Source organism: Chloroflexota bacterium (assembly GCA_026706485.1).
Taxonomy (GTDB): Bacteria; Chloroflexota; UBA11872; order UBA11872; family UBA11872; genus JAJECS01.
The window spans coordinates 195,794-219,795 of sequence record JAPOYR010000002.1 but is presented as its reverse complement, the minus strand read 5'-3'; the positions used below and the strand labels follow the sequence as shown (position 1 = coordinate 219,795).

Below are 24,002 nucleotides of genomic sequence, written 5' to 3'. Positions count from 1 at the left end.
CGCTGCCGCCGCCTAGTCGCGCGAGAAGCTGTGGGACGGCTCGGGCCGCAGCGTCACCCCGAACATCGCGAATGCGTCGCTGGTCTCCGAGAACTCGACAAAATTCCCCAACAGTTCGCCGGCGCCCTCTTGGAGACCGGCCACGATGAACGGCGCCGGCAATGCGTTGGGCGACGCCAGCTCCGTCGCGTAGCGATCGGCAAAGCCCCTGGCCAGCTCGGCGGAAACCACCCGGGCCAGCGCCGAGTCGATCTCGTCGAGGGACTCCATGGTGGCGACAAATGACTTCAGGTCGTCGATCTCGTAGCGGAATTCGACATTCAAATGTTGGCCGGGAGGATCGCCGGGGAATGGCACCGCGATGTCAAGCGCGCGGTTGGTGAGCGGCACCAAGCGGCGCTCGGTGATGGGCCGCGGCCAGCTCCAAAAGATGCCGGGGCCTTGCACCACCGTGAGCGTGCTCGTTCCGGACTCCGCGGGACCGTCGAATCCATGCCGGAGCGCGAGCACGGTGCCCGACGACGGGAAGACGATGGCCTCGTTCGTTCGCAACAGCAGGGCTTCGTCGCCTCGGATGCCAAAGACGCCGGCGACGAAGAACGCGGCCGCCGCGACGACCAGCCCGCTGGCGATTCCCAGCAGACGCGATGCCCGTGCTTGCATCCTCGATGCACGCCGCTGCATATAGGGGGCGAGGATCTTGACGACGCTGGCCGGCCGGCGCCGCAGGCGCAGGCCGGGGATGAGCCGGGCGGGCGGCTGAGACGCGATGCGAAACTGCTCGCCGGCGTCGGCGGCAAAGGCAACCACGGACGGCACGTCGTGCCGCGCCGCGATGCGGGCCAGCGCGCCGAATCGGATGGCCAGACGGTGCGCCTGTTCGCCGCCGGGTCGCGGGTTGCCGCTCAGAATGCCGCCAATGTCACGCATCGTCTCGCGCGCGTCGGCGAGGAACGGCCCGAGGTCGTCGTTGACGGTGAGTTCGCTCGTCGCCACCGACTCCTGGCGCAGGTTGGGCTGCGGAGCGGCCCGCGACGCGCGGCGAACGCGCCGGATCCACCACACCGACGGCAGCGCCGCAATGATTGCCGCGAGCGGCAGCCCACCCACGTTGCCGCCGGCGGTGCCCACGAACCCGCCGACCGGCTCGCCGATGACCGGAACCGTGCCCAGCCACACGCCCAGGAGGCCCAGCAGGGTGGCGGTCAGGAAGGGCAGACCGGCCGCCGCCACATAGACCCGCCAGCGGCGCGCTTGGGCCGCCCGCGCCGCCTGCCGCAGGCGGCGAATGGCGCCGACCTCGATCCGGGCAACGGTGGCCACGTCGTCGGGAAGCTCATCGATTCGCAGCGTGCGGGCGACGGGAATCCCACGCACCAGGGCGTCGCTCAAGCGGTGCCGGTCGTGCGCCACCAACTCGGTGTCGTTGGGCCCAACCGGAATGGGCGCGTACTCCACGGGAATGCTGGGCGCGTGGCGCACGGGATCGAGGCCGGCGGCTTGCGCTGGTCGTCCTTCCCCGGCCACTTAAGCCCCCATGCGACGAAACTCGCGAATGGACTCGTCCACGCCCGCGCCCGCGGCTTCGGTTAGCGCGATGGCTCGGTCGAGCTCCCGCAGCCCCAATGACAGCGCCGTGATCCCGACGGCCGCGACGAGATCGGTCGCGAGGCTGGCCACCGATCGCGAAGGGTCGCGCGGGCTCATGCGCGTGAGGGCGCCGTTGCCGAACTGCCGCAATCCCGCCGCCGCGCGCTCGCGCGAGGTTCCGCGGTACGGCGAGATGCCGCGACGGCTGACGTCTCGGGCGATGGCCCTGCCCTCGGTCGTTCCGGGGAGCGCCCCGGCGTCGGTTGCACCGGCCGCGTGCGTGAGGCTATGCACCACGAGGGCCAGGTTCGCGTCGGGGACCGCGGCCCCGGCATCGCGCAGGTCCATGGCGAGCGTCGGCCGGAACCGTTGCACCGACTCGCGCAACGCGCTCCACGCCTCCTCATTCGCGACGCTGTGCGCCAGACGCAAGCCGCCATCGAGTCCAGTCGCGAGCGGCAACGGCGGGATATCGGCGGCGTCGCCGTCGACTTCGATCACGTGGATCCGCACGGCAATGCGATCGAGCAGCTCGGCGCGTTCGCGAGCGCGCGAGGTGAAGACCCGGGTCACCGCGCGACCGGCGACCAGCACCGGCCGCGAAAGGCTCAGAGGCACGGCGTCAAACAGGATTCGGATGGGGCTGTCGGGATCGCCCGATGACAGTCGGACGACCTGCGCGCGCGGAAGGCCCGGCAGCGGACCCTCGTACAGCGTTCTCACCTCGTAGGTGTCGCCCAGCGTTTGGCGAATCTCGCGCCACTTGCTGCCTCGCAGACTGTCCGTGAACCGGTCGATGTCCATGGGGATCTCGAGGCTCCGCGCCCCCGTCGAAATCATGGCAGGCGGTCCATTGGATCGTCGGAGGCCTCGTCACCGGGCTCGACCTCGGCTTCCGCGACGGCGTCGGCGCCTTCGCCCGGCGGGTCCGGCGTCTCGGCGACATCCGGCAATACGCCGCCCAGGGCTCGATCTTCGACCGACGCCGCTGGCGTCCACATGCCGACCTCGACCGGCAGCGCCATTGGGTTTGGATGCTTGATCAATGTCGAGTAGACCTCGGCGGCATCGTCGAGCCCCAGCGTTTGGGCGGCAGCCAACGCCTGCCCGTAGCCGCCGGCGTCGTCAGCCGCCCGCTTCAGCGCATCGGCGACCTGGCCGAGGCCCGCGTGGGGCGCGGCGGAGACCTGCACGTCGGCGGCGGTCCACGCGGTGGCGGGTGAGTCCGCCCGACCGATCCCCAGCAGCGCCGACATCCAGGGGCGCCCGGCGAGCAGCCACGCGCCCGCCAGCGCGAGCACCCAGTGCGTTCCGGAAAGCACCACCAGCGCCGCGCCCAGCGCCAGCGATGCCCACGAGCGGCGCAGGCGCTCAAGGCGTCCGGCGCGGTTGGGGCGCGTGGGCGCGCCGCGGCGCATTGCCGACTCGATCGCCAGGACGGTTGGCCGGTGGACTCGCGCCGCGGAGAAGCCCGACGACCCGGGGTGCACGATGGCCACGGCCCAGTCCACGAATTGCGGTCGGCGCCCGTCCGCGGCCCGAACGGCGGCGTGCGCCGACTGATCGGCGCGCAACACATAGCCGCCGCGCACAGGGACTGCCCAACACACCAGTTGCATCATGGGCGGGGTCGAGCGACGAGCGTCGTCAGCGGGGCGACGGGCCGTTTGGGAAGCAGCAGGCGCCTCAGCCGACTTCGCAGCGGCCGCGGCTGCGAGGGCTCGTCCGCCTGACGTTGGGAGCGATAGAACGCCTCGGCCCCGGGCCAGCGCAACAGCCGCTCGGACGCGAGCTCGAGCGCCACCGTGTCGCGGGCAAAGGCGCCTTCCTCCAGCCCGCGCCAGATGTCGCGCACGTGGGCCAGGCTGCCGCCGAACTGCGAGATGGCCGGCTCGGCGAGCACCGCCCCGGATTCCAACAGGCGGCGCGCGCGCGCGCCGTACTCGCGCTGCGCGAACGCGTGCAGCGCCGAGCGAGTGGCGATGAAGAACCCAAAGGGCAGCGCCCAGCCGACGATAAACGCGACGCGTGATGGGTTAGCGACTAGGAATGCGATGAGCACCCCGAGAATCGTGAGCTCGAGGATCGCCAGCAGCGCGTGGCGAATCCACGCCCGTCCCAAGCCAGCCGCCGACGCCGCGTAGCTGAAGAGGTCCGCCTCCAGACGCCCGCGGACCACGGCGACCTCGCCCGGCGACACCTCATAGGGGCTGTAGATGGCCAATTGCACCGGCCCGTTGGCGGCGTCCAACTCCGTGTAGTCCGCATCGACGAAGAACGCGGCCCCGGTTTCGGTGGGCACGACGAACGCGTCGACGACCTGGGTGGTGAAGTCAGGCCCGCTGGTAACGATAATGGGCTCCGGAGCGCGACCAACGGAACGATCGGCCGGCCAACGTTGACGCCAATTATAGCCCGCGACCCTCGTCTCGGACCGGGACGGACCGGCGCGGTTTTGCGCCGCCTCTGACCATGCCATCCGCCGCGAGCTACGACGTCATCGTGGTCGGCGCGGGTCATGCGGGCTGTGAGGCCGCGCTGGCCGCCGCCCGCATGGGCGCGCGCACCCTGGCCCTCACCCTCGGCACGTCCGGCGTGGCGCTCATGCCGTGCAATCCGTCCATCGGCGGTCCGGCCAAGGGCAACTTGGTGCGTGAGATCGACGCGCTGGGCGGAGAGATGGGCCGCAACACCGACCGCACCCTCATCCAGATCCGCGAGCTGAACACCGGCAAGGGACCGGCGGTGCGCGCGCTGCGGGCGCAATCGGACAAGCGGCTCTACAGCGTCGCCATGCGGCAGGTGCTCGAGCGACAACCCGGACTCGACCTCGTCGAGGGTGAGGTGGAGAGCCTGATCTGGCGCCGACTCGCCGGGAGTGGCGAGCGACGCCGGCGGGTCGTCGGCATTCGCACCGCGGACGGCCGCGCCTACACGGCCCGAGCGGTCGTCGTCACCACCGGCACGTTCCTCAAAGGGCGGCTGATCCGGGGCGACGAGTCAACGCCGGGCGGTCGCGCGGACGAGGCCCCGGCAACCGCCTTGGCGGACGATCTGGCGCGCCACGGCTTCGATCTCGGTCGACTCAAGACCGGCACGCCGCCGCGCGTGGACGCACGCACGATCGACTTTTCCTGCACCGAGGTCCAGCACGGATCCACCGATCCGCTGCACTTCAGCTTCGATCCCGTGCCCGACGACGAACGGCTGGCCGAGCCGCGGCACGCCGCCTATCCGCACGTGCCGGAACCGGGATGGCGCGTGCAGATGCCCTGCTATCGGGTCGCCACCAACGAGCGCACGCATGCGGTGATTCGCGCCAACCTGCACCGCGCCCCCATGTTCAACGGCGCGATCACGGTTCCCGGTCCGCGTTATTGCCCCTCCATCGAGGACAAGATCGTGCGCTTTGCGGACAAGCCCGCGCACACCCTGTTTCTCGAGCCGGAAGGCTTCGCCACGCCCGAGGTCTACGTGCAGGGCGCCAACACGAGCCTTCCGGCCGAAGTCCAGATCGAGATGATTCGCAGCGTGCCGGCGTTGCGCGACGCGCGGGTGCTTCGCTTGGGCTACGCGGTGGAATATGACTTCGTCCGGCCCTTCCAGCTCACGCATACGTTGGAAACCCTGCGCGCCGCCGGTCTCTTCCTCGCCGGGCAGATCAATGGCACCACGGGCTATGAAGAGGCGGCGGCCCAGGGCCTGATGGCCGGCATCAACGCCGTGCGGAGCATCCGCGACGCCGAGCTGCTGGTCCTCGGACGCGACCAGGCCTATATCGGCGTGATGATTGACGATCTGGTGAGCCGAGACCTCACCGAGCCGTATCGCCTGCACACCTCGCGGGCCGAGTACCGCCTGCTGCTGCGGCACGACAGCGCCGACATGCGGCTCACCGAACTTGGCCATCGCGTCGGCCTGGCCGGCGAGTCTCGAGTCCGCCGCCTGCGTCGGACCCAGGACGAAACCGAGCGGGCCAAGGCATGGCTGGCGGACACCCGGATTCCCGCCACGCCGGCGGTCGCGGCGCGGCTGCGTCGGCTCGGCCTGCCGCCGGTGACCCAAACGCTGCCCGCCGCCGAGTTTCTCCGCCGTCCCGGCGTCACCCTGGATCTCATCGTCGAGCTGGCGGGCGGCGGTCCACCGGTCTCGCTGGCCGCCGCCGCGGCGGTGGAGTTCGACATCGGCTATGCCGGCTACGTGCGGCAACAGACCGCCCAAGTCGCGCGGGCGCGCGAGATGGAGCAGTCGCGCATTCCGGCGTCGGTCAGCTATCCGGATATTCACGGCATGCGCACCGAAGCCCGGATGCGGCTCGAGAAGTTCCGACCGGCCACGGTGGGCCAGGCGGCGCGCATCGAGGGCGTCACCCCGGCGGACATTGCCGTGCTGCTGGTGCATCTCAAGCGGTGCGCGGAGCTGGAGTCGGGCGACGGCGGGGCGACCAGAGGGACTCAGCCGGCGTCTCGACGGCTGAAGTCCACGAGATCGCGCAAGACGCGGCGAGCGCCCATCGAAATGGCGACCTGACGTGGAAACCGCATTCCCAAACTCCGCTCAGCCCCCCGGGTGGCGTCGCCGCCTGCTCGACCGACTGCGTCCGCACACGGTCAAGGGCTGGGTGCGGTTCGGCGTGCTGGCGCCGCCGCTGCTGCTGGCGGTCGGCCTGGCGCTGCTGACGGTGTTCTGGTCGGTGCTCTGGTACGCGCTGGCCGCCGCCTTCGCCCTGTTCGGCGCGCTGGTGGTGCTGATGTTCGTGGCGTTCGTGGTCTATGCCGTGGCGCGGCGCCGCAATCTGCTGGCGGTGTTTCGCGGGCTCAACTCCGACGACTTGGCCGACACCGGAGCCGCGGACGACTCGTAGGCTAGCGAGCGTTCTCGCCGGCCAACGCCACCGCCCGTTCGAGCACGGCATCCAACATGTCCGGCGTGAGACGGCCCGTGAACGTGTTCTGCTGGCTGGGGTGATACGACCCGAGCAGCGTTCGGTCGCCCAGCGTGACCTCGGCGCCGTGGCCGAATCGGACCGGTGTGGGCGACGGCGAGTCCCCCCGGGCGCGGCAGATGCGCAGCACTTGTGACCAGGCGTAGCCGCCCAGGGCGACCATCACGCGGATGTCGGCGAGCAGGTCGAGCTCGGTCTCCAGGTAGTTGCGGCAGGTCTCGCGCTCCTCGGTGGTCGGCTTGTTGGCGGGCGGCGCGCAGCGCACCGTGGCGGAGACGAACGCGTCGCGCAGCCGCAGGCCGTCTCCTCGGTGGGTGCTCGTGGGCTGGTTGGCCAGACCCGCCCGGTGCAGGGCGCCGAAGAGGAAGTTGCCGGAGCGGTCGCCAGTGAACACCCGTCCGGTGCGGTTGCCGCCATGCGCCGCGGGCGCCAGACCGACGATGAGAATCCGCGCCGCCGGGTCGCCGAAGCCGGGCACCGGTCGCCCCCAATAGGTCTCTGAGCGATAGGCCGCGCGCTTCTCACGCGCGGTCCGCTCGCGCCAGGCCACCAAGCGCGGGCAGCGCCGGCAGGCGGCGATCCGCTCTTCCAGCTCGGTGAGCGCGGCGACCCGCGCCTCATCCCGGCGGCGCGACTCCCCGACCATCCTGCGAGTGGCTCGCGCGGTGCACGCGGTCCAGGAACGGTCGCATGCAGGCGACCACCTGTTCGGGCACTTCCTCTTGGGGCACATGGCCGGCGTCTTCGAGGATCACGGGTTCGGCGTCCTGGAAACTTGCCGCCAGGGCCAGGGCTTGACCGCGGCCGGCCAGCCGATCCGCGGCGCCCCAGATCAACAGCACTGGGCACTCGACCTCGCCGATCGACGCCTGGGCCGGGGCAGGATCGACGCCCGCCAGGAGCGCGGGCAGCGCGTCCAGGAATCCGGGCGAGCCATAGGGCAGGTACTGCCGGTCCACCGTCGCCCGGTCCACGCTCAGCGGATGCCGGCGGCCGATCATGTTGCTTAGGCGCACGTACCATCGCTGCGCGCTCAGGGTGCGCAGGATGATTCCCGACGTGCCCGGCAGTTGCCGGCTGAGCCAGATGCCCAGGCGAACCCCGGGCCCGGCGACCAGGAAGGGATCGACCAGCACTAGCCCCGCCACGCGGTCGGGATGCCGCGCGGCCAGGGCGACGGCGGGCTGCCCGGCGGCGGAGCTGCCCACGATGACCACGCGCTCGAGCCCCTCGGCGCGGAGCAGCTCGTCCAGCCGCTCGGCTTGCGCGGGAGCGCCATAGTCCGCCGCGGCCGGCTTGTCCGAGAGCCCGTGCCCGAGCAGGTCCACCCAGTGCACGCGATGGGTCTCCGCCAGCGGCGGGGTGATGAACTCCCAGGTGCTGACATTGCCGCCGAATCCCGGCAGCATCACCAGGTCGGGTCCGGCGCCGACCGCGCGGTGGTAGAGCCGTCCCTCCGATATCGGCCGCAGCGTCCCGCCGTCCAGGTGCGATTCCACGTCAAACGGCTGCGGCCGACCGCGCGTCGCCGCCCACGCGCCGCCTGCCAGTGCGGCCAGCCAGACCAATCGGGACCAGGACGCCATGCGTCAGCCTCGGAAATACCCCGTGCTAGTATGGCAACGACCGCAAGAACCCTTTCGGCGCGGCCGTTGGCGAGCCGTGCAAACCCAGTGGGAAGGGCCGTTTGGTACGCGACTACGTGCTCGTCGTGATTTATGGCGTCGAGCGCATCCCTACGCTGACCTCGAGTCACATTGACACCGTGGCGGATCACATCAGCGGCGCGGGCGGCGAGGTTAACAGCGTGAACAGCTGGGGCAAGCGCAAGCTCGCTTACACCATTCAAGACGAGCGCGAAGGGCACTATGTGCTGCTGGAGTTTTCCGCCGATCCGGCTCGCATCCAGAATCTCGAGCAGTCGCTGCGGATCAATGAGGACGTGATGCGTTTCCTAATTGCCCGTCAAGAGCTGGACATGTCGCCCGCGCTGGCGGTTGAAAGCGAAAGCCGGCGATGAATGACGACGGCGGCCGCCGCCGCGGTCGGTCCCGTGGGCTCAATAAGGTGCAAATTATTGGCAATCTTGGCCGTGATCCCGAGTTGCGTTTCACGCAAGATGGCACGCCGGTGGCCAATTTCACCGTGGCCGTCAGCGAGTCATGGCGCAGCCAGGGTGGTGAGCAGCGCGAACGCACTGAGTGGTTTCGGGTTGTGGCGTGGAGGGGGAATGCCGAGGTCGCCAATCAGTATCTGCGGCGCGGTAATCGGGTGTACCTCGAAGGCCGTCTCCAGACGCGCGAATGGCAGGACCGCGAGGGCAACGACCGCACGAGCACCGAGCTTGTCGTACGCGACCTGATCATGCTCGGCGGCCGGCAAGACGACGCCGATGGACCGCCGCGCGACGACGGCGGCGGTGGGGACCGGCGCGACTTTCGCGGTCAGCAGCCCCAGGGCGGTCGCCAGGACACGGACGACTCGATCACTGCTGATGATCTGCCCTTCTGATCGCTCCCTGATCCATCGTGAGGTTGCATGACTGACCAAGGCACCGGCGCTCCGCGCGAGGGCGCTCCGGCATCGGCTCGGCAGGTCCGCGAGGACGCCCGACCGACGACGCCCGACACGCGCTCGGGCGGCGGCGGTGGTGGCGGTGGCGGAGGCGGACGCGGCGGGCGGTCGCGGCGGGGCGGGCGAGGCTTTCGCCGGCGCGCCTGCTATTTCTGCGAGACGCGGGAGCCGATCGACTTCAAGAACGCCCAGCTCCTGCGCCGGTTCATCGCCGATTCGGGTCGGATCGAGACGCGCCGCAAGACGTCGACGTGCGCGCGTCACCAGCGTGAATTGGCCCGCGCCATCAAGCGCGCGCGCTACCTCGCGCTGCTGCCGTACGTCGTGCGTCGCCGCCTGCACGCGTAGCGCCTAGCCGCAGGCGCCGCATGGCCCCGCGCACCCATGCACAGCGGCGCCGCGCCGAGCGCGACCGTCGGCGGGAGCAGCGCCGCCCACGCACCGCGACGATCGGCTGGCGCGACCTCATGGTCGCCCTGCGGGACTGGGGCATGCTCAGCCGCCCGCAGCGCACCGCCGCCGCGGCGAAATGGCTGACGCTGGTGGCCGGCCTGGCAGCCGCCGTCGTGCTCGGACTCGTCGGTAGCGCCTTCTACTCGGAATACGGCGCGTTGCCGAACTCGGCCGTGGCCACGGTTGGGTCCGAACCGATCACGGCAACCGAATACCGCGACTTCTTGTCATTCCGCCGCTACCAGCTGCAGCAGGAGCTTGCGGCCCTGGACGCGGATGAGACGGTCGAAGACTACGAGGCGCGGGCGGGCGACCTGCGCGCGCAGCTCGGCGGCGTGGCTTTCAACGGCGTGTCCCATCTGGCGCACGCGGTCCTGATCCGCGATGCCTGGACGGCGGAGGGCCGCGAAGTTGCTCCGGACGACCTCCGCGCGCACTTGGCCAAGGTGGCCGGCGTGGCGCCGGATCGCGACGACGCCAAAACTGCGGCCATCGAGGCCATCCGCGAGGCTACCGGTCTCGACGCGGCGACCATCGAGCGGTTCGCGGCGGACAGCTTTCGACGGCAGCAGCTCGCCGATGAGCTCTTTGCCGATACGGATCCCATGCCCGCCCACGTCAAGGCCGTGGAGATCGTGCTCGCCCGCGAGGAAGACGCCGCCGAGGTGATCCAGCGCATCGAGGACGGCGAGGCGATGGAGGACGTGGCGCGCGAGGTCTCGGTTGACAGCGTCTCCCGCACCGCCGGCGGGGTGGTCGATTGGACGCCTAGCGGCATCCGCCCGGAGGTCTGGGACGCCGTGGCGTTCACCTCCCCGATCGGTGAGCTCGTCGGTCCCTTCGAAGGCAACCTGGGCTGGTATCTGCTCCGCGTGACCGACCGCGTGGACGAGCGCCCCCTGAGCGCGGCGCACGCCCGAACGCTGCGAGCGCGGAAGCTCGACGCCTGGCTGACCGAGCGCACCGCCGAGCAGCCCATCGAATACATGCTCAGCACCGAAATCATCGACTGGACGGAACGGAACTCGCTGCCGTAGTCGGGTGTCCGCTTAGGGGGCGGCTTTCGCTTCGGCCACCGGCGACGGAGCGGTTTCTCCCACGTGCACGCGAATGCGCGTGCTCAGCGCCAGCGACGCGACCGCCAGGATCGCGCCGCCAACGAACGGGACCCAGTGGCCATAGGCCTCCCAGAGAATGCCGCCGGTGATGGGGATGATGACCGCGGCAATGTGGTTGACCGTCATGCCGGTGACCAGACTTGGCCTGATGTCGGCGGGGTCGACGGCAATCTTGCCGAGATAGGTCGTCACGCCGGTGTCGGCGCTGAAGAACAGGTTGTCCAGCACATACAGCACGAAGAGCACGGCGAGAACGGGAATGGCTGCGTAGCCCACGAAGATCAGAGCCAGCGCGCCGTAGGCGACCATCAGGATTCGGCGCTCGCCGAACCGGTCGATCAGGCGGCCGAATTGGTACACGGCCGCGATGCTGACGACGCCGTTGACGAGACTGAGGATGGCGATGGTCTGCACCGGCGATCCGTAGTCCCGCACCAAAAGGAATAGGGCGAAAGTCATGAAGATGTGGCGGCGGGCGCCGTCGAGAAAGGTGAGCGCGTAGTAGAGCCAGTACGCCCGCCGAACCAGGATGCGCGGCGGACGCTTGGTGCGTGGCACCCCGCGCACGCGCAGGACGAGCAGCGCTCCGGCGATCGCCAGCACGCCGGCGACGACGAAGAGCGGCCGCAGCCCGCTGGCTCCGGCGACCAGCGCCACGAGCCCGATGCCGGCGAGGTTGGCCACCGCCGCCACGGCGCGGAGCCGGCCCAGCCGGCTGCCCTGCTCGGTGACGTGGCTCAGGCGCAGCGCCAGGGTGCTGGATATCGGCATCCACATGTGAAAGCCCACGCTGGCCACGAGCGAGAAGAGGATCAAGCTCGGGATGCCGTCGATGTGGAAGTAGTTGACGAATCCCACGCCAAGCAGCAGCAGCGCCACGGCGCCGACCACCGGCTCCGCCACCGTCATCACCAGCGCCGCAATGCCGGCCGTCAAGAGGCCCGGAATCTCGCGGACCGTTTCCAGCAGGCCGAGTTCGTTGGGACTGATGCCGAGGTCCTGGCCGATGAAGTTGAAGAAGATCGTCTGGTAGATGCCCATGCCCAGGCCGAAGGCGAAGTTGGCGGCCGCGAGCCAGCCGAACGGGGCCATGCGAGGCGCACGCAGCACGCAGTGACCCTCGGGATGGACGGCGCGGTCATTCTACGGGCGTGTCCGGTGGCCCGCGCTGCGTGCAGCGTGGGATGGGCTTCGGATGAATCTCCCAGGCTGCACGCAGCCTGGGCCACCGGGCATGTGGACCCCGGAAGGGCAGGTTTCAAACCTGCCCCTACCGGAGATTTGGGACATTGCCGGTTGTCCGCAATATGTTCGGTGCCTACAATGCTGCCGGCTGACCGGGGAGGCGCGGCGTGGCTGATTTCGCCCATTTGCATGTTCACAGCGAATTCAGCCTGCTCGACGGCTTCTGCCGCATTCCCGACATCCTCGACCGCACCCGCGAGCTCGAGATGGACGCCGTTGCGCTCACCGATCACGGGGTCATGTACGGCGCGGCGGATTTCTATCTGGCGGCCAAGGACGCCGGCGTGCGCCCGATCATCGGCTGCGAGGTCTACGTGGCGCCGCGGTCGCGCACCGACCGCGATGCGACCCTCGACCGGCGCGCGTTTCATCTCACACTGCTCGCGCGCAACCATGAGGGCTATCGCAGCCTCGTCAAGCTCACGTCACGGGCGCATCTCGAGGGGTTTTACTACCGACCGCGGGTAGATCGCGAGCTGCTGCGTGAGCACAGCGAGGGGCTGATCTGCCTGAGCGGATGCCCATCGGGCGAGCTGATGCGCGCCATCGAGGCCGGGGACATGGCGCACGCCGAGTCCGTGGCGCGCTGGCACGCCGAGGTGTACGGCGAGGGCAACTACTACATCGAAGTCCAGCGTTCGCAGCCCGAGCTGGAGACGAACTACCAACGGCTGATGGAGCTGGCCGACGGTCTGGGGCTGCCGCTGGTGGCGACGAATGACGTGCACTACGTGCGGCGCGAGGATCGCGACGCCCACGACACGCTGCTCTGCATTCAGACCGGGCGCACGCTCTCGGACACCTCACGCCTGCGGATGGAGGGCGATTTCCACCTGCGCGCGCCAGAGGAAATGGCCGGCCTGTTCACCGACGTGCCGGACGCCCTGTCGAACACGGTGACGATTGCGGAGCGGTGCGACATCGACCTGCCGTTCGGACGCATTGCGATGCCCGAAATCGCCCTGCCCGGCGGCGGCAGCGCCATCGACTATCTGCGCGACCAGGCGCAGCGTGGCCTTCGATCGCGGCTGGCCGCCGACCCGTCGCCCGTCTATGCGGAGCGGCTGGCGTACGAGCTCGACGTGATCGAGCAGACCGAGTTCGCGTCGTACCTCGTGCTCGTCGGCGACATCGTGCGCTTCGCCCGCGACGGCGGGATGCTCACGGCACCGCGCGGCTCCGTGAACGGCAGCCTGGTCGCCTTTGCGATGGGCATGTCGGACATCGACCCGATCAAGCACGACATCATGTTCGAACGCTTCCTCACCGTCGGGCGCAAGGGATCCATGCCCGACGTGGACCTCGACTTCCCCAGCGATCGGCGGGACGAGGTCATCAACTACATCTCCGACACCTATGGGTCGGATCACGTGGCGCAGATTGCGACGTTCGGCACCCTGGCGGCGCGGGCGGCCGTGCGCGACGTGGGCCGCGTGATGGACCTGCCGCTGCCCGACGTGGACCGCGTGGCCAAGCTGATCCCGGTGAATCCGGTGAATCCCTTCACCATCGAGCGGTCGCTGGAAACCGTGACGGAGCTGCAGCAGCTCTACCACGGCACCGACGAGATCCGGCGGTTGCTCGACCGGGCGCGCGAGGTGGAGGGCGTGTCCCGCCACGCCTCGACGCACGCCGCAGGGCTGGTGGTGTCGCGGGAGCCGCTCATCGAGCACGTGCCGCTGATGCGCTCGGCTGACGGTCAGCCCGTGGCGCAGTTCACGGGGCAGACCATCGACCGCATCGGCATCCTGAAGCTCGACATCCTGGGGCTGTCCAACTTCCGGACGATCACGCACGCGCTGGAGCTGGTCCGTGAGGACACCGGCGACGAGATCGCGCCGCAGGAGATCCCGCTGGACGACGACCGGGCCTTCGCCATGCTGCGGGCCGGGCGCACGGTGGGCATGTTCCAGCTCGAGAGCAGCGGCATGACCTCCACCCTGCGCCGCCTGCAACCCACGACGATCGACGACCTGGCGGCGATCATCGCCCTCTATCGCCCGGGTCCCATGCAGCACATCGATCGCTACATCGACACGATGCATGGGCGCGAGAAGCCGGTCTATCCCCACCCCAAGCTCGAGCCGATCCTGCGCGAGACGCACGGGGTGCTCGTCTACGCCGACCAGGTGCTGCGCGTCGTGCGCGAGCTTGCCGGGTATGACTGGGACGAAGCCGATCGCTTCCGCAAGGCCGTCGGCAAGAAGATTCGTGAGGCGTTGGAGAAGGAGCGCGCGGAGTTCATCGAGCGGGCCACGGCCAACGGGCTTACGCCGGCCGTGGCCGAGGACGTGTTCGGGTTGATCGAGCCGTTCGCCGGATATGGATTCAACAAGGCGCACGCGGTGTCCTATGCCGTCATCGCCTACTGGACGGCCTGGCTGAAGGCGATCTATCCGGTGCAGTTCCTCACCGCGTTGCTGGACACCGACAGCGGCGACCTGGCCAAGGTGGCGCGGGCCAAGTCCGAGGCCGAGGTGCTCGACCTGGACGTGCTGGCGCCCGACGTCAACCGGAGCGGCGCTTCCTTCGTGCATCGCGGACGCCAGATTGTGTTTGGCCTTGGGACCGTGAAGACCGTCGGGGAGCAGGCGGTCGTCGCGATCCTCGACGCCCGCGAGGACGGCGGGCCGTTCGAGTCGCTGGCCGACCTGTGCGCCAGGATCGACGGTCGGGTCGTGACGCGCCGCACCGTCGAAGCGCTGATCAAAGTCGGCGCCCTGGACGGCCTGGGCGAGCGGAACGCGCTGCTCGCCGGACTGGAAGCCGCGTTCAAGCGCGGCCAGCAGGCGCGGAACGACCGCGTGTCGGGGCAGACCACCATGTTCGAAATGGGGGCGCTGCCTGCCAGCGAGACCAGCGACGACGCCTTGCCGGAGGTGGAACCGGCCGACAACGCCGATCGGCGGCGCTGGGAGAAGGACCTGCTCGGGCTGCACGTGTCGCCGAGTCCGCTGTCGAATCCGGGCGTGCGTGAGGCGCTGCGGGCCAGCGTCGACACACAAATATTCGACCTGGATGCGTCACATATCGGCCAGAACCTCACCGTGGGCGGGCTGGTGGCGGACGTGCGGCAACTGATCACGCAGAAGGGCGACACCATGGCCATCGTCACCCTCGAGGATGCGCCGGGAACCATCGAAGTGGTCGTGTTCCCGCGAATCTGGGCGCAGATTGGCGACAGCCTGGAGATCGACCGCGTGATCGTGGCCCGAGGCAGGCTCGAGGACCGGCGGGGATCGCTGCAGCTCGTTGCCGAAAACCTCTATCCGCCGCAACCAGCCACGGAGGATTCGGAGGATGTGGCGACGCCCGCCGGCGAATCAGCACCCGACGACGGCATCGGCCACGACCCCGAGGCCTTCGTCGAGGCTGCGGCAGTGCCGAGCGCGGCGGACGTTGGCGACGATCCGATGGTCGACGTTGAACCCGCGGTCAACGGCGACGCGATGGGCGCCGAGCCGGAGCCTCCGGCGGTGGATGCCGACGCTCCGGTCGAGTCGACACCGGTGGCGGGGAGCCTGGAGGTGCAGGCCGCGGGCAGCGAACTCGTGCCGCCGAGCGGTGACGCCGCGCCGGAGGGTTCCGCGAATGGCGACGATGCCCCCGCGGCGGCCGGCGAAGCGAACGGCGCGACGAACGGCGGCGCGCCGCGGCGAGTTGTTGTGGTGCTGCGCCGCAGCCCTGACCTCGGGCATGACATCGATCTGCTGCGCCGGCTGGACGAGGCGGCAGCCGCCTATCCCGGCGAGGTTCCGCTCGACCTGCACGTCGAGGCGCCCGACGGCGACGTCACGCGCTTGCGCTGGCCCAAGGCCGTGAGCGCCAGCCCGGAACTGGTGGCCCAGGTGGTCCGGGAGTACGAAGCCGACAACGTGGTGGTGGAGCGGGCGCCCGCCGAATCCACCTAGCCCCGCCGCCAGGAATCTCGACAGGCGCATCCGGTCGGGCCAATATGCGCGCAGTGCCGTGTGACGGAGGACCGTGCGATGGACCGACCACCCGAGGCCTACATGCACGTGGGCATCGTGCACTTCATGCTGCATCCGGAGCTGCAGAGCGGCGACGGGCCGATTCTCGAATCGGTCGAGGCGCTGGCCACCGACGGCTTCTTTCACGCCCTTGAGGTCACGCACGTCAACGACGATGCGACGCGTGCGGAGTTGGCCCGACGCGCGCGCACGGCCCGACTGGCGCTTGGCTACGGGGCGCACCCGGCGCTGCTGCTGGAGAAGCTCGATCTCTCATCGGCCGATCCCGACGTGCGGGAGCGAGGCATCGAGGCGATGCTGCGCGGCGTTGACGAGGCGCACGAGCTGGATGCCACGCTGGTCGGCGTGCTCGACGGCCCCAACTCGGCGCCGGCGACCGATGACGACGTTGAGCCGGCGCTGGACCGCCTGGCCGACTCGCTCAAGCAGATCTGCCACCACGCCGCCCGCTTGGGCATATGGATTGCGCTGGAGCAGTTCGACCGAGAAATCGAAAAGTGCTCGCTCCTGGGTCCCGTCGAGCTATGCATCCGGGTGAGCGAGATGGTTCGCGCCGACACGCCGAACTTCGGGCTCTGCCTGGACCTCAGCCATCTGCCGCTGCTCGGTGAGGACCCGCCGACATCCGTGCGGAAGGCGGCGGATCACATCATCCAAGCCCACATCGGCAATTGCCTGATCAGCGACCGCTCGCACCCGCAATGGGGCGACCAGCATCCGGTGTTCGGCGAGCCGGGTGGCGTGAACGACGTGCCGGAGCTCACGGCGTTCCTGGAGGCGCTGTTCGAGATCGGGTATTTCGAGAAGGACCTGCCGACGGCGATGCCGCTGGTCAGCTTCGAAATGAAGCCGGCGCCCTACCAGACCACGGCCGAAATCATCGGCAACGCCAAGCGCACGTTTGGCGCGGCGTGGGCGCGCGTCTGAGTCCGTTGGTATGGTTTGCTGAGGCTGGGAATGCCCCAGCGGTAGCGCGGACGCCGACCGGTCACTCCTGCGGGCGCGATCAGGGCTGCGGCGCGCCGCCGAATTGAGTGAATGACTTAAGGAGCTATCCGCGCATGCGAATTGGATATATCGGCCTCGGCAAGATGGGCCTTCCCATGGCGACGAATCTGCGGGCGGCGGGGCATGACTTGATCGTGCACAACCGTAGCCGCGGCAAGGTGGACGCCTTCGTCACGGACGGCGGCACGGCTGCCGACACGCCGGCGGAGGTCGCCGCGCAGTCGGACGTGGTGTGCCTGAACGTGCCGCTGCCGCAGGACTCTCTGGAGATCCTGCTGGGCGAAAACGGCGCCATCGAGACAGCCCGCGACGGCCAGCTTTGGATCGACTTTGGCACCAACGGCCCCGACACCGCGCAGCATTGCGCCGCCGAGGCCGCGGGCAAGGGCGTCGGCTACCTGGATGCTCCCGTGAGCGGCGGTCCGGCCGGCGCAACAGCGGGCACGCTGGCCGTATTCGTCGGCGGCACGGCCGAGGACTGGCAAGCCGGCCAGGAGCTGCTCGACATCGTGGGCGGCAACGTGCAGCACTTCGGCCCGGTGGGCGCGGGCTGCGTGGCCAAGCTGGCCAACCAGATGATTATCGCCGGGGTTCGCGCCGCCAACGCCGAGGCCTACGTGCTGGCGGTCAAGAACGGCATCGACCCACAGCAGCTCTTCGACACGCTGATGGGGGCCTACGCCGCCAGCCGCTGCATGGAAGTGGACATGCCGGGCCTGGTGTTTCCGGGCGACTTCGAGGCCCGATTCGGCGTCGAGCTGCTGCTCAAGGACCTGGGCCTCGCGCTGGAGTTGGGACGGCGGAGCAACGTGCGCCTGCTGGCGACGACGCTGGCCGACCAGCTCTACCAGGAGGTGCGCCACAAGGGGCTGGGCGACCTGGACGCGGCGGCGCTGATCAAGCCGCTCGAGGAGCTTGCGGGTGTGGAGGTTCGCTCCGGCGACTCCGCGTAGCCATGCGGCCGCTGCCGCCGGTGTTGCCACGGGTCGTGCATGACCCGCGAGCTGCGCTATCTGCTCGCGCGCTTCGTCACCTGCTTCTTCGCGGCGCTGGCCGTGGCGGCCTTTGTGCCCGACGGCATCGCGTTTCCGCCCGAGGGCACGCGCGACTTTTGGACCACGATCACGGCCTTTGCCGCCGTGCTCGCGCTGGTCAACGCGTACGTGCGCCCGGTGGTGGATGTGCTGCTCAAGCCGGTCACCTGCGTGCTGGGAGTTTTGACGCTGGGGCTTTCGCACGTGCTGGTCAGCGCGGGGGTCTTTTGGCTGGCGGCGCAGGCGGTGGAGGCCATCGAGATTCGCACCGTGGTCGGAGCGGTGATCGGTTCGATCATCGTCGGCGTGATCAACATGGTCGGGTCGGTGTTGCTCGGCGGGCGCAAGGAATGACGCGCCACGCGCACGCCGCGTGACCGCGGCGGACGGACCGGCTCGTCCGCGGCGCAGCGCGCTCGTTGAGGCCGCCATCGGCGAGCTCACCGAAGCCGATCGCCCGCTGTCGCTGCGACATCTGGCTCGGGCGGTGCTGCACGTCGAGTCCAAGGCCGCGGCCGTGGCGACTCGGGCGCTCGAGCCGCTCTTGCTCGAGGACGACCGGCTGCGACAGGCCTCGGCGGGGCAGTGGGAGCTGGCCGCGTGGCGGCACCGCGCCGAGGACCTCAGCGACGCGGAATTCGTGATCTTCGACATCGAGACGAACGGCGGACGCGGGGGGCGGCACCGGGTCCTCGAAATCGGCGCCGAACGCGTGTGCGGCGGAACGGTCGTCGGGACGTTCGAGACCCTCGTCCGCATTCCCGGTCGCGTTTCCAAGTTCATCACGCGCTACACGGGCGTCACCGACGAGATGCTGGTTGACGCGCCGCCGATCGAGCGAGTGCTGGACGACTTCCGCGAGTTCCAATCCGGCGCGGTGCTCGTCGCGCACAACCTGCCGACCGACTTGGGCTATCTCAACCGCGAGGCCGTGTGGGGCCAGCGCCCGCTCTTTCCCGGCGACGGTCTCGACACCATGGAGCTGATGCAGGTGCTGATGCCGGAGGCCGAAGTCTCCGGCCTGGCGGACGCGCTGGAGCTGCTTGGCGAACAAGAATCGCCCCGCCACCGCGCGCTGCCGGACGCCCGGGCCACGCATCGCCTGTTCGCCGCGCTGATGGACCGGGCGCGCGCTCGCGGCGTCACCACCGTCGAGGCGCTGCGCGCGCTGGGCGCGGAGGGTGGACCGGAGGGACCGATGCCCCAGCGGGCCAAGGAGCTGGCCCGCTGGGCCTCGCGCAATCTGCCGCCGTCTCCCGGCGCCTATGTGTTTCGCGATTCGTCTGGTCGAGCGCTCTACGTCGGCAAGACCGTCTCGCTCCAGCGCCGCGTTCGGGCCCACTTCACCACGTCGCACAGCTTCGTGCGCCAACGCGCCGACATGCTGCCGCGAATCGATCACATTGATTGGGAGGTCACAGGATCGGAGCTGCGCGCGCTGCTGCGCGAGGCGGAGCTCATCGGGGAACTGTCCCCCGTCTACAACGTGCAGCGCCAACGCCGCGCCTCGCGGCTCCTGGTCCACGTCGGTCCGGCCGCGGCGGTGGTCATCAACACCGCATCGACGATGCGGGGCGAGTCCGGCGACTACGTGGGGCCGTTCCCCACGGCGCGGGACGCGCGGCTCGCCGCGCAGGCCGCGCGCCGGCTGCTCGACTTGCCGGCTCGGGGCGCGTGCGCCGTGGAACCCTGGCGGCGGGCCGCGGCGTTGGCCTATCTGCGCAGTGGCCGTGAGGCGGCGATTGCCGTCGTCACCGATGCCGACGCTCCCGCCGAGGAGCGGGAGTCGATCGTGCGCCGGTTGCGACGATCCCGCGCCGAGCGTCTGCCCCTTGCCGGTGGGCTTGGGGGCGAGCGGGTCGTGGTGGTGGACAGCGGTCGTCGGCCCGGCGATGCGGAGATTGCGCTCATTGCCGATGGCCGGATCGCGCGGCACGTCGTGCTGACGCGCCCGCGTCGCGGTGCGGTTCGCCGCGCGCTGCAGGACCTTCTGAAGCCCCGTCAGTCCGATGCGTCCGTGTCAGACGACCATCGCAATATCGTCATCGCGTGGCTGCACGCCCGCGCCGGGCGGGACGAGTTCCTGCCGGCGCCGCCGGGTGGCCCGGATCGAGAGCTCGTCGAGCAGGTGTGGGAGCGCGTGCGGCGCGCGGCGCACGGTTAGGCGCACCCACCGGCGGTAGAGTCGCGGTCGGCCCGATCAGGCCCTCAGCTGGAGGCGACGCTCGGAATCGAACCGAGGTATAGGGGTTTTGCAGACCCCCGCCTTACCACTTGGCTACGTCGCCTTGGCGGCCCCGAACCGCGCGCCAGAATACCTAACGGCGATGCGGAACCGGTTCAGCCCACCGCGGCCTTAGCTGGTGTCGAACACACGCCGGTCCGTCACCATCCATTGGCCGGCCTCGCTCCGAGACATGATGAAGCCAAGCACGGCGCGGTAGGCCGGATCACTGCTGATGATGCGCCCGTCGCCTTGGCCGCGCAGCTCGGTTTCCCCAGTCTCGCGGAAGGCGATGAACGCCAACTCGTCTTGGACGCCCGAGTTCTCGCGCAAGACCTCGCGGTCGATGCGGGCGGTGATGTAGACGTTGTTCGCGCGCAGACTCTCAATCTGCTGCCGGATGCTGGCAATGACGTCGTCGGAGAAGTACCGGTTCAGGCCGGTGACCTCGAGCCGTTCCAGGGCATCTTCTTGCGCTTGGGCGGCGCGCATGGCCGTGACGCTGGCCGCGTCCAGGTTCCCCTCCGCGATCGACTCTTGAATCTTGGAGTTGACGAACAGACCGGCGACCACAACCGCGGCAATTCCGGCCAAAATGAACCCGATGACGCGGAGGCGCTTCGCCTCCGCCTCCGAGGCCTCGATCTCCTCCGAGATCGTCTGGTCGAATTCGGCGACGTTGGCCGCGAGGGTCTTCTGATCCGCGTCAACCTCGACGATTTCGGCGGTGTCGGACGACAGCGCCAGCGCGGTCGGGTCGTTTTCGGGCGGGGCTATCGGCAGGCGCGCGAACACTCCCGTTTCCCGCTGCTCGCGGGCCTTCCAGCGCACGGCGTGCGGCACGGTCCAGCGGCCTTCGAGCAGCAGCGTCAGATCGCGGCCGTCGAGCAGGATTTTGCGGCGGTCCCGCTCCGGGTCCAGCCGCATTTCGCGCGGAAACCCTTGAAGTGCCACGATCAGCGTGCGCCGATCCTGCGCTTGGATGGATTCTTCCGAGGTGTCGACTTCGAGCGGGTCGTCGCCGACTTCCCACACGGCCGTGAGCAGATGCTCAATGCCGCCCATGCGCACGACGCCGCGAACATCGTGGGCGCGGACTTGAGGCAGCCGCAGGATGTCGATGTCGTTCGCTCGCAGCAGGCCGCCGAGGACATTCGCCAGCTTCAGGGGCCGGTCCTCTTCCGGACCGCTCATCATGTCGGAGTAGAGCGCAAACATGGCGCCCAGGAGCCGGGTGCGCCGCTCGGCGCCGTCGACGTCCGCGGTTGCGCCGTCAATCTCCTCCAATGGCGGCACCGCAACGCCAAGCGCCTGCGCCGCCGCCGACAGCTCGCCGTACTCGACCGAGTCGACCGGCTCACGCGCTTCCCGTCGGTACAGGACGCTCTCGGTGACCAGGACCCGGACTACGTCATCGAGCCGGTCGGCCTCGCCGGCCGTGACGATCAATTGGCCGGCGAACGTCTCCACGTCATCGGCGGGCGCGATTTGGAGGTCGAATTGCGCGGCGACCGCCGTCAGCGAGCGCTCGCCATCGACGGGAAGGATTTGCCCAACGGCAGCGGCGAGCCGCGCCGCGGCCTGGCTGTCCGGCGTGCTGTTCATGGTCCTCGCTCCGTCCTAGGGTCCAGGCCCGGCGCCGGTCGGGCGTCGGCGCACATCCGCGACCCTGCTCCATTCTATTCCGTTCGTCGTGCTCGTCATACGCCAATCGGGATATATCTGGCGATAACGGGCATGAGATTCGTGAAAACCACGATCCCCAGCGCGATGAGCAGAATGCCCCCCGCGTGGGTCGCGTAGGTCAGGGCGTGGCCGTGGCGCTGCAGCAGCGCACGCGTCCAGCCGGAGAATGCGCCGGCGGCGGCAAACGGCAGCATCATGCCCAGCGAATAGGCCAGCAGCAGCAGGGCGCCCTCGCCAACGGATGCCGTGGTGGCCGCCAGCACCAGGATCGCCCCCAGGATGGGTCCCACGCAGGGAACCCAACTGACGGCGAAGGCGCCGCCGACCAGGAATGCCCCGGCCACGTGCAGCTGCGAGGACACGTGCGGGCGGAATGCGAAGCCGCGCTGCGCCAGCGGAACCCGCAGCAGCCCCAGGGCCATCAGTCCCAGCACGATGATCAGCGCGCCGCCCACCCGGTTCAGCCACACCGAATGGTCGGCCAGCGTCTGCGTGAGCGCTCCAAGCGAAGCCCCGAGAATCACGAACACGGACGTGAAACCCAGCGTGAAGGCCAGAACGCTTCGCAGCGTCGCGCCGCGGGTCGCGCGCGCGTCCGCCCCATCCCCGTCGCTTAACGTGAGGCCGCCGAGATAGAGCACGTAGGCCGGCACCAAGGCGAGCGTGCACGGCGCGATGAACGAGGCCACGCCGGCGCCGAATGCCACCGCCAGGTTGACCGTTTGATCCACGGCGGGACGCGCTAGGCCCCAAAGACGAAGGTATAGAGCGACAGGCCGGCGTCGGCGGTGTGCAGCCGCAGCTCACGCGGTGCGCCGTCGCCGTGGCGCAGCAGACTGTAGGTGCCAAACTTGCCAATCGACACGTAGGTCGCGCCGTCCTCGCCGGCAAAGACATGCGCGCCGCGCAGCGGTTCCGGAACGGGCGCACCGTCCATCGTCACCTTCACGAGCACCGGCGTTGCCGCGGTGGCCGCCGCGGCGAGGTTTGCCATGCCCGACGTGACGACGACGGTCGCGTCCCAGGCGGTCGAGCCTGCGTCCGGGTCCGGCCGCACGCGGTCGGACTCCACGACCCAGCCGCCGCGCAGCCCGAGCCGCGCCGCTCCACCCGCGCCCTCGACGGACAGGAACCGGCCTTCATCCCACGAGTCACCCGTGAACAACGCCGTCTGCGCGGGCGGGGCGCCCTCGTCCACGCCGCCCACCGGAATGTGGTCGAGCGAGGCTCCGCCCTCGGCAAGCAGCTCGCGAATGCGGCGCTCCATCTCGGCGTAGGACCCTTCACCAATCACGTCGTACCGGATCCGGCCCTGCTGATCCACCAGGTATTTGCGCGGCCAATAGCGGTTCTTGTACGCGCGCCAGGTGCCCCAGTTGTTGTCCATCGCCACCGGCCAGGTCACGTTCAGCCGAATCATGGCCTCGCGCACGTTGGCCTCGATCTGCTCGAACTCGAACTCGGGCGTGTGCACGCCGACGATCTGCAAGCCCTCCGAGGCGTACTTCGCGTGCCAGTCGCGGAGGTAGGGCAGGGTGTTGCGGCAGTTGTAGCAGCCAAACGTCCAGACATCGATCAGCACCACCCGGCCGCGCAACTCGGCCAGGCTCAACGCCGGGCTGTTGAGCCACTGGGTGACGCGCACGAACTCGGGCGCCAGGGGCCCCGAAGGCTCGGGCGTTGCCGCGGCCTGGGGCGTCGGCGGCGCCGTCACCGGCACAGTGGCTGCGACCTGCGGCGTCGCCTGCGGTGTGGCCGGCGCCGCCCACGATGCAGGGGCTGCGACTTGCGGCGTGGCCGGCGCGGCCTCGGGCGTGGCTGGCGCGGCCTGTGTCACCGTTTGCGCCGCCTCGGGTGTGGTTGGTTCGTCCGGCGCGGGAGCCACGCTGACGGCCTGCGGCGGCTGCACCACGACCAGGATGACGGCGATGATCGCCGCAATGGCGGCGAGCGCGCCCGCCAGACCTAGCCAACGCATTCGATCCGTCATGCTCGATCTCCGCTGTCCGGCAGTGGCGCGCGTCCGACGCTAAGCCGGTGCGCGTCCCCCAGGTGGTCAATCGCGACTGAATCGGCCCACCTTGCCGTGCGGGCTTCAGCGGGCGTTCCGTCTCCTTGAAACAGTACGCATTG

The 24,002-nt window shown here is 69.6% G+C and carries 20 protein-coding genes, 1 tRNA gene and 1 pseudogene; 11 read left to right on the top strand and 11 right to left on the bottom strand.

Translation table 11 applies throughout. The annotated features are described in order from the left end of the window. Nucleotides 1-12 precede the first annotated feature (12 nt). From OXG79_01315 to OXG79_01300, 4 genes are read right to left on the bottom strand one after another with little or no spacing between them, the layout of a single operon-like run. A complete protein-coding gene (locus OXG79_01315) occupies nucleotides 13-1,527 on the bottom strand; it encodes a hypothetical protein (GenBank protein ID MCY3782406.1) in 1,515 nt (504 codons plus the stop codon). Then, entirely contained in the window at nucleotides 1,528-2,430 is a 903-nt protein-coding gene (locus OXG79_01310) for a hypothetical protein (GenBank protein MCY3782405.1), read from the bottom strand. It lies immediately after the preceding gene. Next, nucleotides 2,427-3,200, bottom strand: a complete 774-nt coding sequence (locus OXG79_01305) for a hypothetical protein (protein ID MCY3782404.1) — start codon at nucleotides 3,198-3,200, stop codon at nucleotides 2,427-2,429. The genes OXG79_01310 and OXG79_01305 overlap by 4 nt, the downstream gene beginning before the upstream one ends. An 8-nt stretch (nucleotides 3,201-3,208) precedes the next feature. Next, nucleotides 3,209-3,892, bottom strand: a complete 684-nt coding sequence (locus tag OXG79_01300) for a hypothetical protein (protein ID MCY3782403.1) — start codon at nucleotides 3,890-3,892, stop codon at nucleotides 3,209-3,211. A 170-nt stretch (nucleotides 3,893-4,062) separates the two neighbouring features. On the opposite strand from OXG79_01300, the pseudogene mnmG reads away from it, so the two are divergent. Next, a pseudogene (mnmG, locus tag OXG79_01295) lies at nucleotides 4,063-6,000 on the top strand (tRNA uridine-5-carboxymethylaminomethyl(34) synthesis enzyme MnmG). A gap of 121 nt (nucleotides 6,001-6,121) precedes the next feature. Then, the gene (locus OXG79_01290) at nucleotides 6,122-6,454 is read left to right on the top strand and encodes a hypothetical protein (GenBank protein MCY3782402.1); all 333 of its coding nucleotides are present in this window, start codon (nucleotides 6,122-6,124) and stop codon (nucleotides 6,452-6,454) included. A 1-nt stretch (nucleotide 6,455) separates the two neighbouring features. On the opposite strand, the gene OXG79_01285 is transcribed toward OXG79_01290, so the two are convergent. After that, on the bottom strand, nucleotides 6,456-7,181 hold the full coding sequence (locus OXG79_01285) for a uracil-DNA glycosylase (protein ID MCY3782401.1): 726 nt from the start codon (nucleotides 7,179-7,181) through the stop codon (nucleotides 6,456-6,458). Beyond that, a complete protein-coding gene (locus OXG79_01280; GenBank protein ID MCY3782400.1) occupies nucleotides 7,153-8,121 on the bottom strand; it encodes an alpha/beta hydrolase in 969 nt (322 codons plus the stop codon). The genes OXG79_01285 and OXG79_01280 overlap by 29 nt, the downstream gene beginning before the upstream one ends. Nucleotides 8,122-8,237: 116 nt before the next feature. Here OXG79_01280 and rpsF point away from each other — a divergent pair, with 116 nt between their 5' ends. From rpsF to OXG79_01260, 4 genes are read left to right on the top strand one after another with little or no spacing between them, the layout of a single operon-like run. Continuing rightward, nucleotides 8,238-8,555 carry a 30S ribosomal protein S6 gene (gene rpsF, locus OXG79_01275; protein ID MCY3782399.1) on the top strand — a complete coding sequence of 106 codons (318 nt, stop codon included), beginning with the start codon at nucleotides 8,238-8,240 and terminating at the stop codon, nucleotides 8,553-8,555. After that, a complete protein-coding gene (locus OXG79_01270; GenBank protein ID MCY3782398.1) occupies nucleotides 8,552-9,046 on the top strand; it encodes a single-stranded DNA-binding protein in 495 nt (164 codons plus the stop codon). Before rpsF ends, OXG79_01270 begins: the two co-directional genes overlap by 4 nt. Nucleotides 9,047-9,073: 27 nt before the next feature. Then, nucleotides 9,074-9,457 (top strand): 30S ribosomal protein S18, encoded by a 384-nt coding sequence (rpsR, locus tag OXG79_01265; protein ID MCY3782397.1) that lies wholly within the window; start codon nucleotides 9,074-9,076, stop codon nucleotides 9,455-9,457. A 20-nt stretch (nucleotides 9,458-9,477) separates the two neighbouring features. Further along, nucleotides 9,478-10,599: a peptidylprolyl isomerase gene (locus OXG79_01260; protein ID MCY3782396.1), complete on the top strand. Its 1,122-nt coding sequence runs from the start codon at nucleotides 9,478-9,480 to the stop codon at nucleotides 10,597-10,599. A 12-nt stretch (nucleotides 10,600-10,611) separates the two neighbouring features. On the opposite strand, the gene OXG79_01255 is transcribed toward OXG79_01260, so the two are convergent. Then, nucleotides 10,612-11,790 carry an MFS transporter gene (locus tag OXG79_01255; GenBank protein MCY3782395.1) on the bottom strand — a complete coding sequence of 393 codons (1,179 nt, stop codon included), beginning with the start codon at nucleotides 11,788-11,790 and terminating at the stop codon, nucleotides 10,612-10,614. A 242-nt stretch (nucleotides 11,791-12,032) separates the two neighbouring features. On the opposite strand from OXG79_01255, the gene dnaE reads away from it, so the two are divergent. The 5 genes from dnaE (at nucleotide 12,033) to OXG79_01230 (ending at nucleotide 20,123) form a co-directional block, all read left to right on the top strand. Beyond that, entirely contained in the window at nucleotides 12,033-15,836 is a 3,804-nt protein-coding gene (dnaE, locus tag OXG79_01250; GenBank protein ID MCY3782394.1) for a DNA polymerase III subunit alpha, read from the top strand. A gap of 78 nt (nucleotides 15,837-15,914) precedes the next feature. After that, nucleotides 15,915-16,844, top strand: a complete 930-nt coding sequence (locus OXG79_01245) for a TIM barrel protein (GenBank protein ID MCY3782393.1) — start codon at nucleotides 15,915-15,917, stop codon at nucleotides 16,842-16,844. A 134-nt stretch (nucleotides 16,845-16,978) separates the two neighbouring features. After that, complete coding sequence (locus OXG79_01240; protein MCY3782392.1) at nucleotides 16,979-17,878, top strand: NAD(P)-dependent oxidoreductase; 900 nt, start codon at nucleotides 16,979-16,981, stop codon at nucleotides 17,876-17,878. Nucleotides 17,879-17,917: 39 nt separating this feature from the next. Then, nucleotides 17,918-18,313 (top strand): phage holin family protein, encoded by a 396-nt coding sequence (locus tag OXG79_01235; protein MCY3782391.1) that lies wholly within the window; start codon nucleotides 17,918-17,920, stop codon nucleotides 18,311-18,313. Between the two features lie 19 nt (nucleotides 18,314-18,332). Then, entirely contained in the window at nucleotides 18,333-20,123 is a 1,791-nt protein-coding gene (locus tag OXG79_01230; protein MCY3782390.1) for an exonuclease domain-containing protein, read from the top strand. Between the two features lie 49 nt (nucleotides 20,124-20,172). Here the strand turns inward: OXG79_01230 and OXG79_01225 are convergent. The 4 genes from OXG79_01225 to OXG79_01210 all read right to left on the bottom strand — a co-directional run bounded on the left by OXG79_01225 (nucleotide 20,173) and on the right by OXG79_01210 (nucleotide 23,847). Next, nucleotides 20,173-20,247 (bottom strand) — tRNA-Cys (locus tag OXG79_01225). A 68-nt stretch (nucleotides 20,248-20,315) separates the two neighbouring features. After that, the gene (locus tag OXG79_01220; protein ID MCY3782389.1) at nucleotides 20,316-21,788 is read right to left on the bottom strand and encodes a hypothetical protein; all 1,473 of its coding nucleotides are present in this window, start codon (nucleotides 21,786-21,788) and stop codon (nucleotides 20,316-20,318) included. Between the two features lie 95 nt (nucleotides 21,789-21,883). After that, on the bottom strand, nucleotides 21,884-22,600 hold the full coding sequence (locus OXG79_01215; GenBank protein ID MCY3782388.1) for a sulfite exporter TauE/SafE family protein: 717 nt from the start codon (nucleotides 22,598-22,600) through the stop codon (nucleotides 21,884-21,886). 11 nt (nucleotides 22,601-22,611) lie between these two features. Further along, the gene (locus OXG79_01210) at nucleotides 22,612-23,847 is read right to left on the bottom strand and encodes a redoxin family protein (protein ID MCY3782387.1); all 1,236 of its coding nucleotides are present in this window, start codon (nucleotides 23,845-23,847) and stop codon (nucleotides 22,612-22,614) included. Nucleotides 23,848-24,002: the final 155 nt, after the last annotated feature.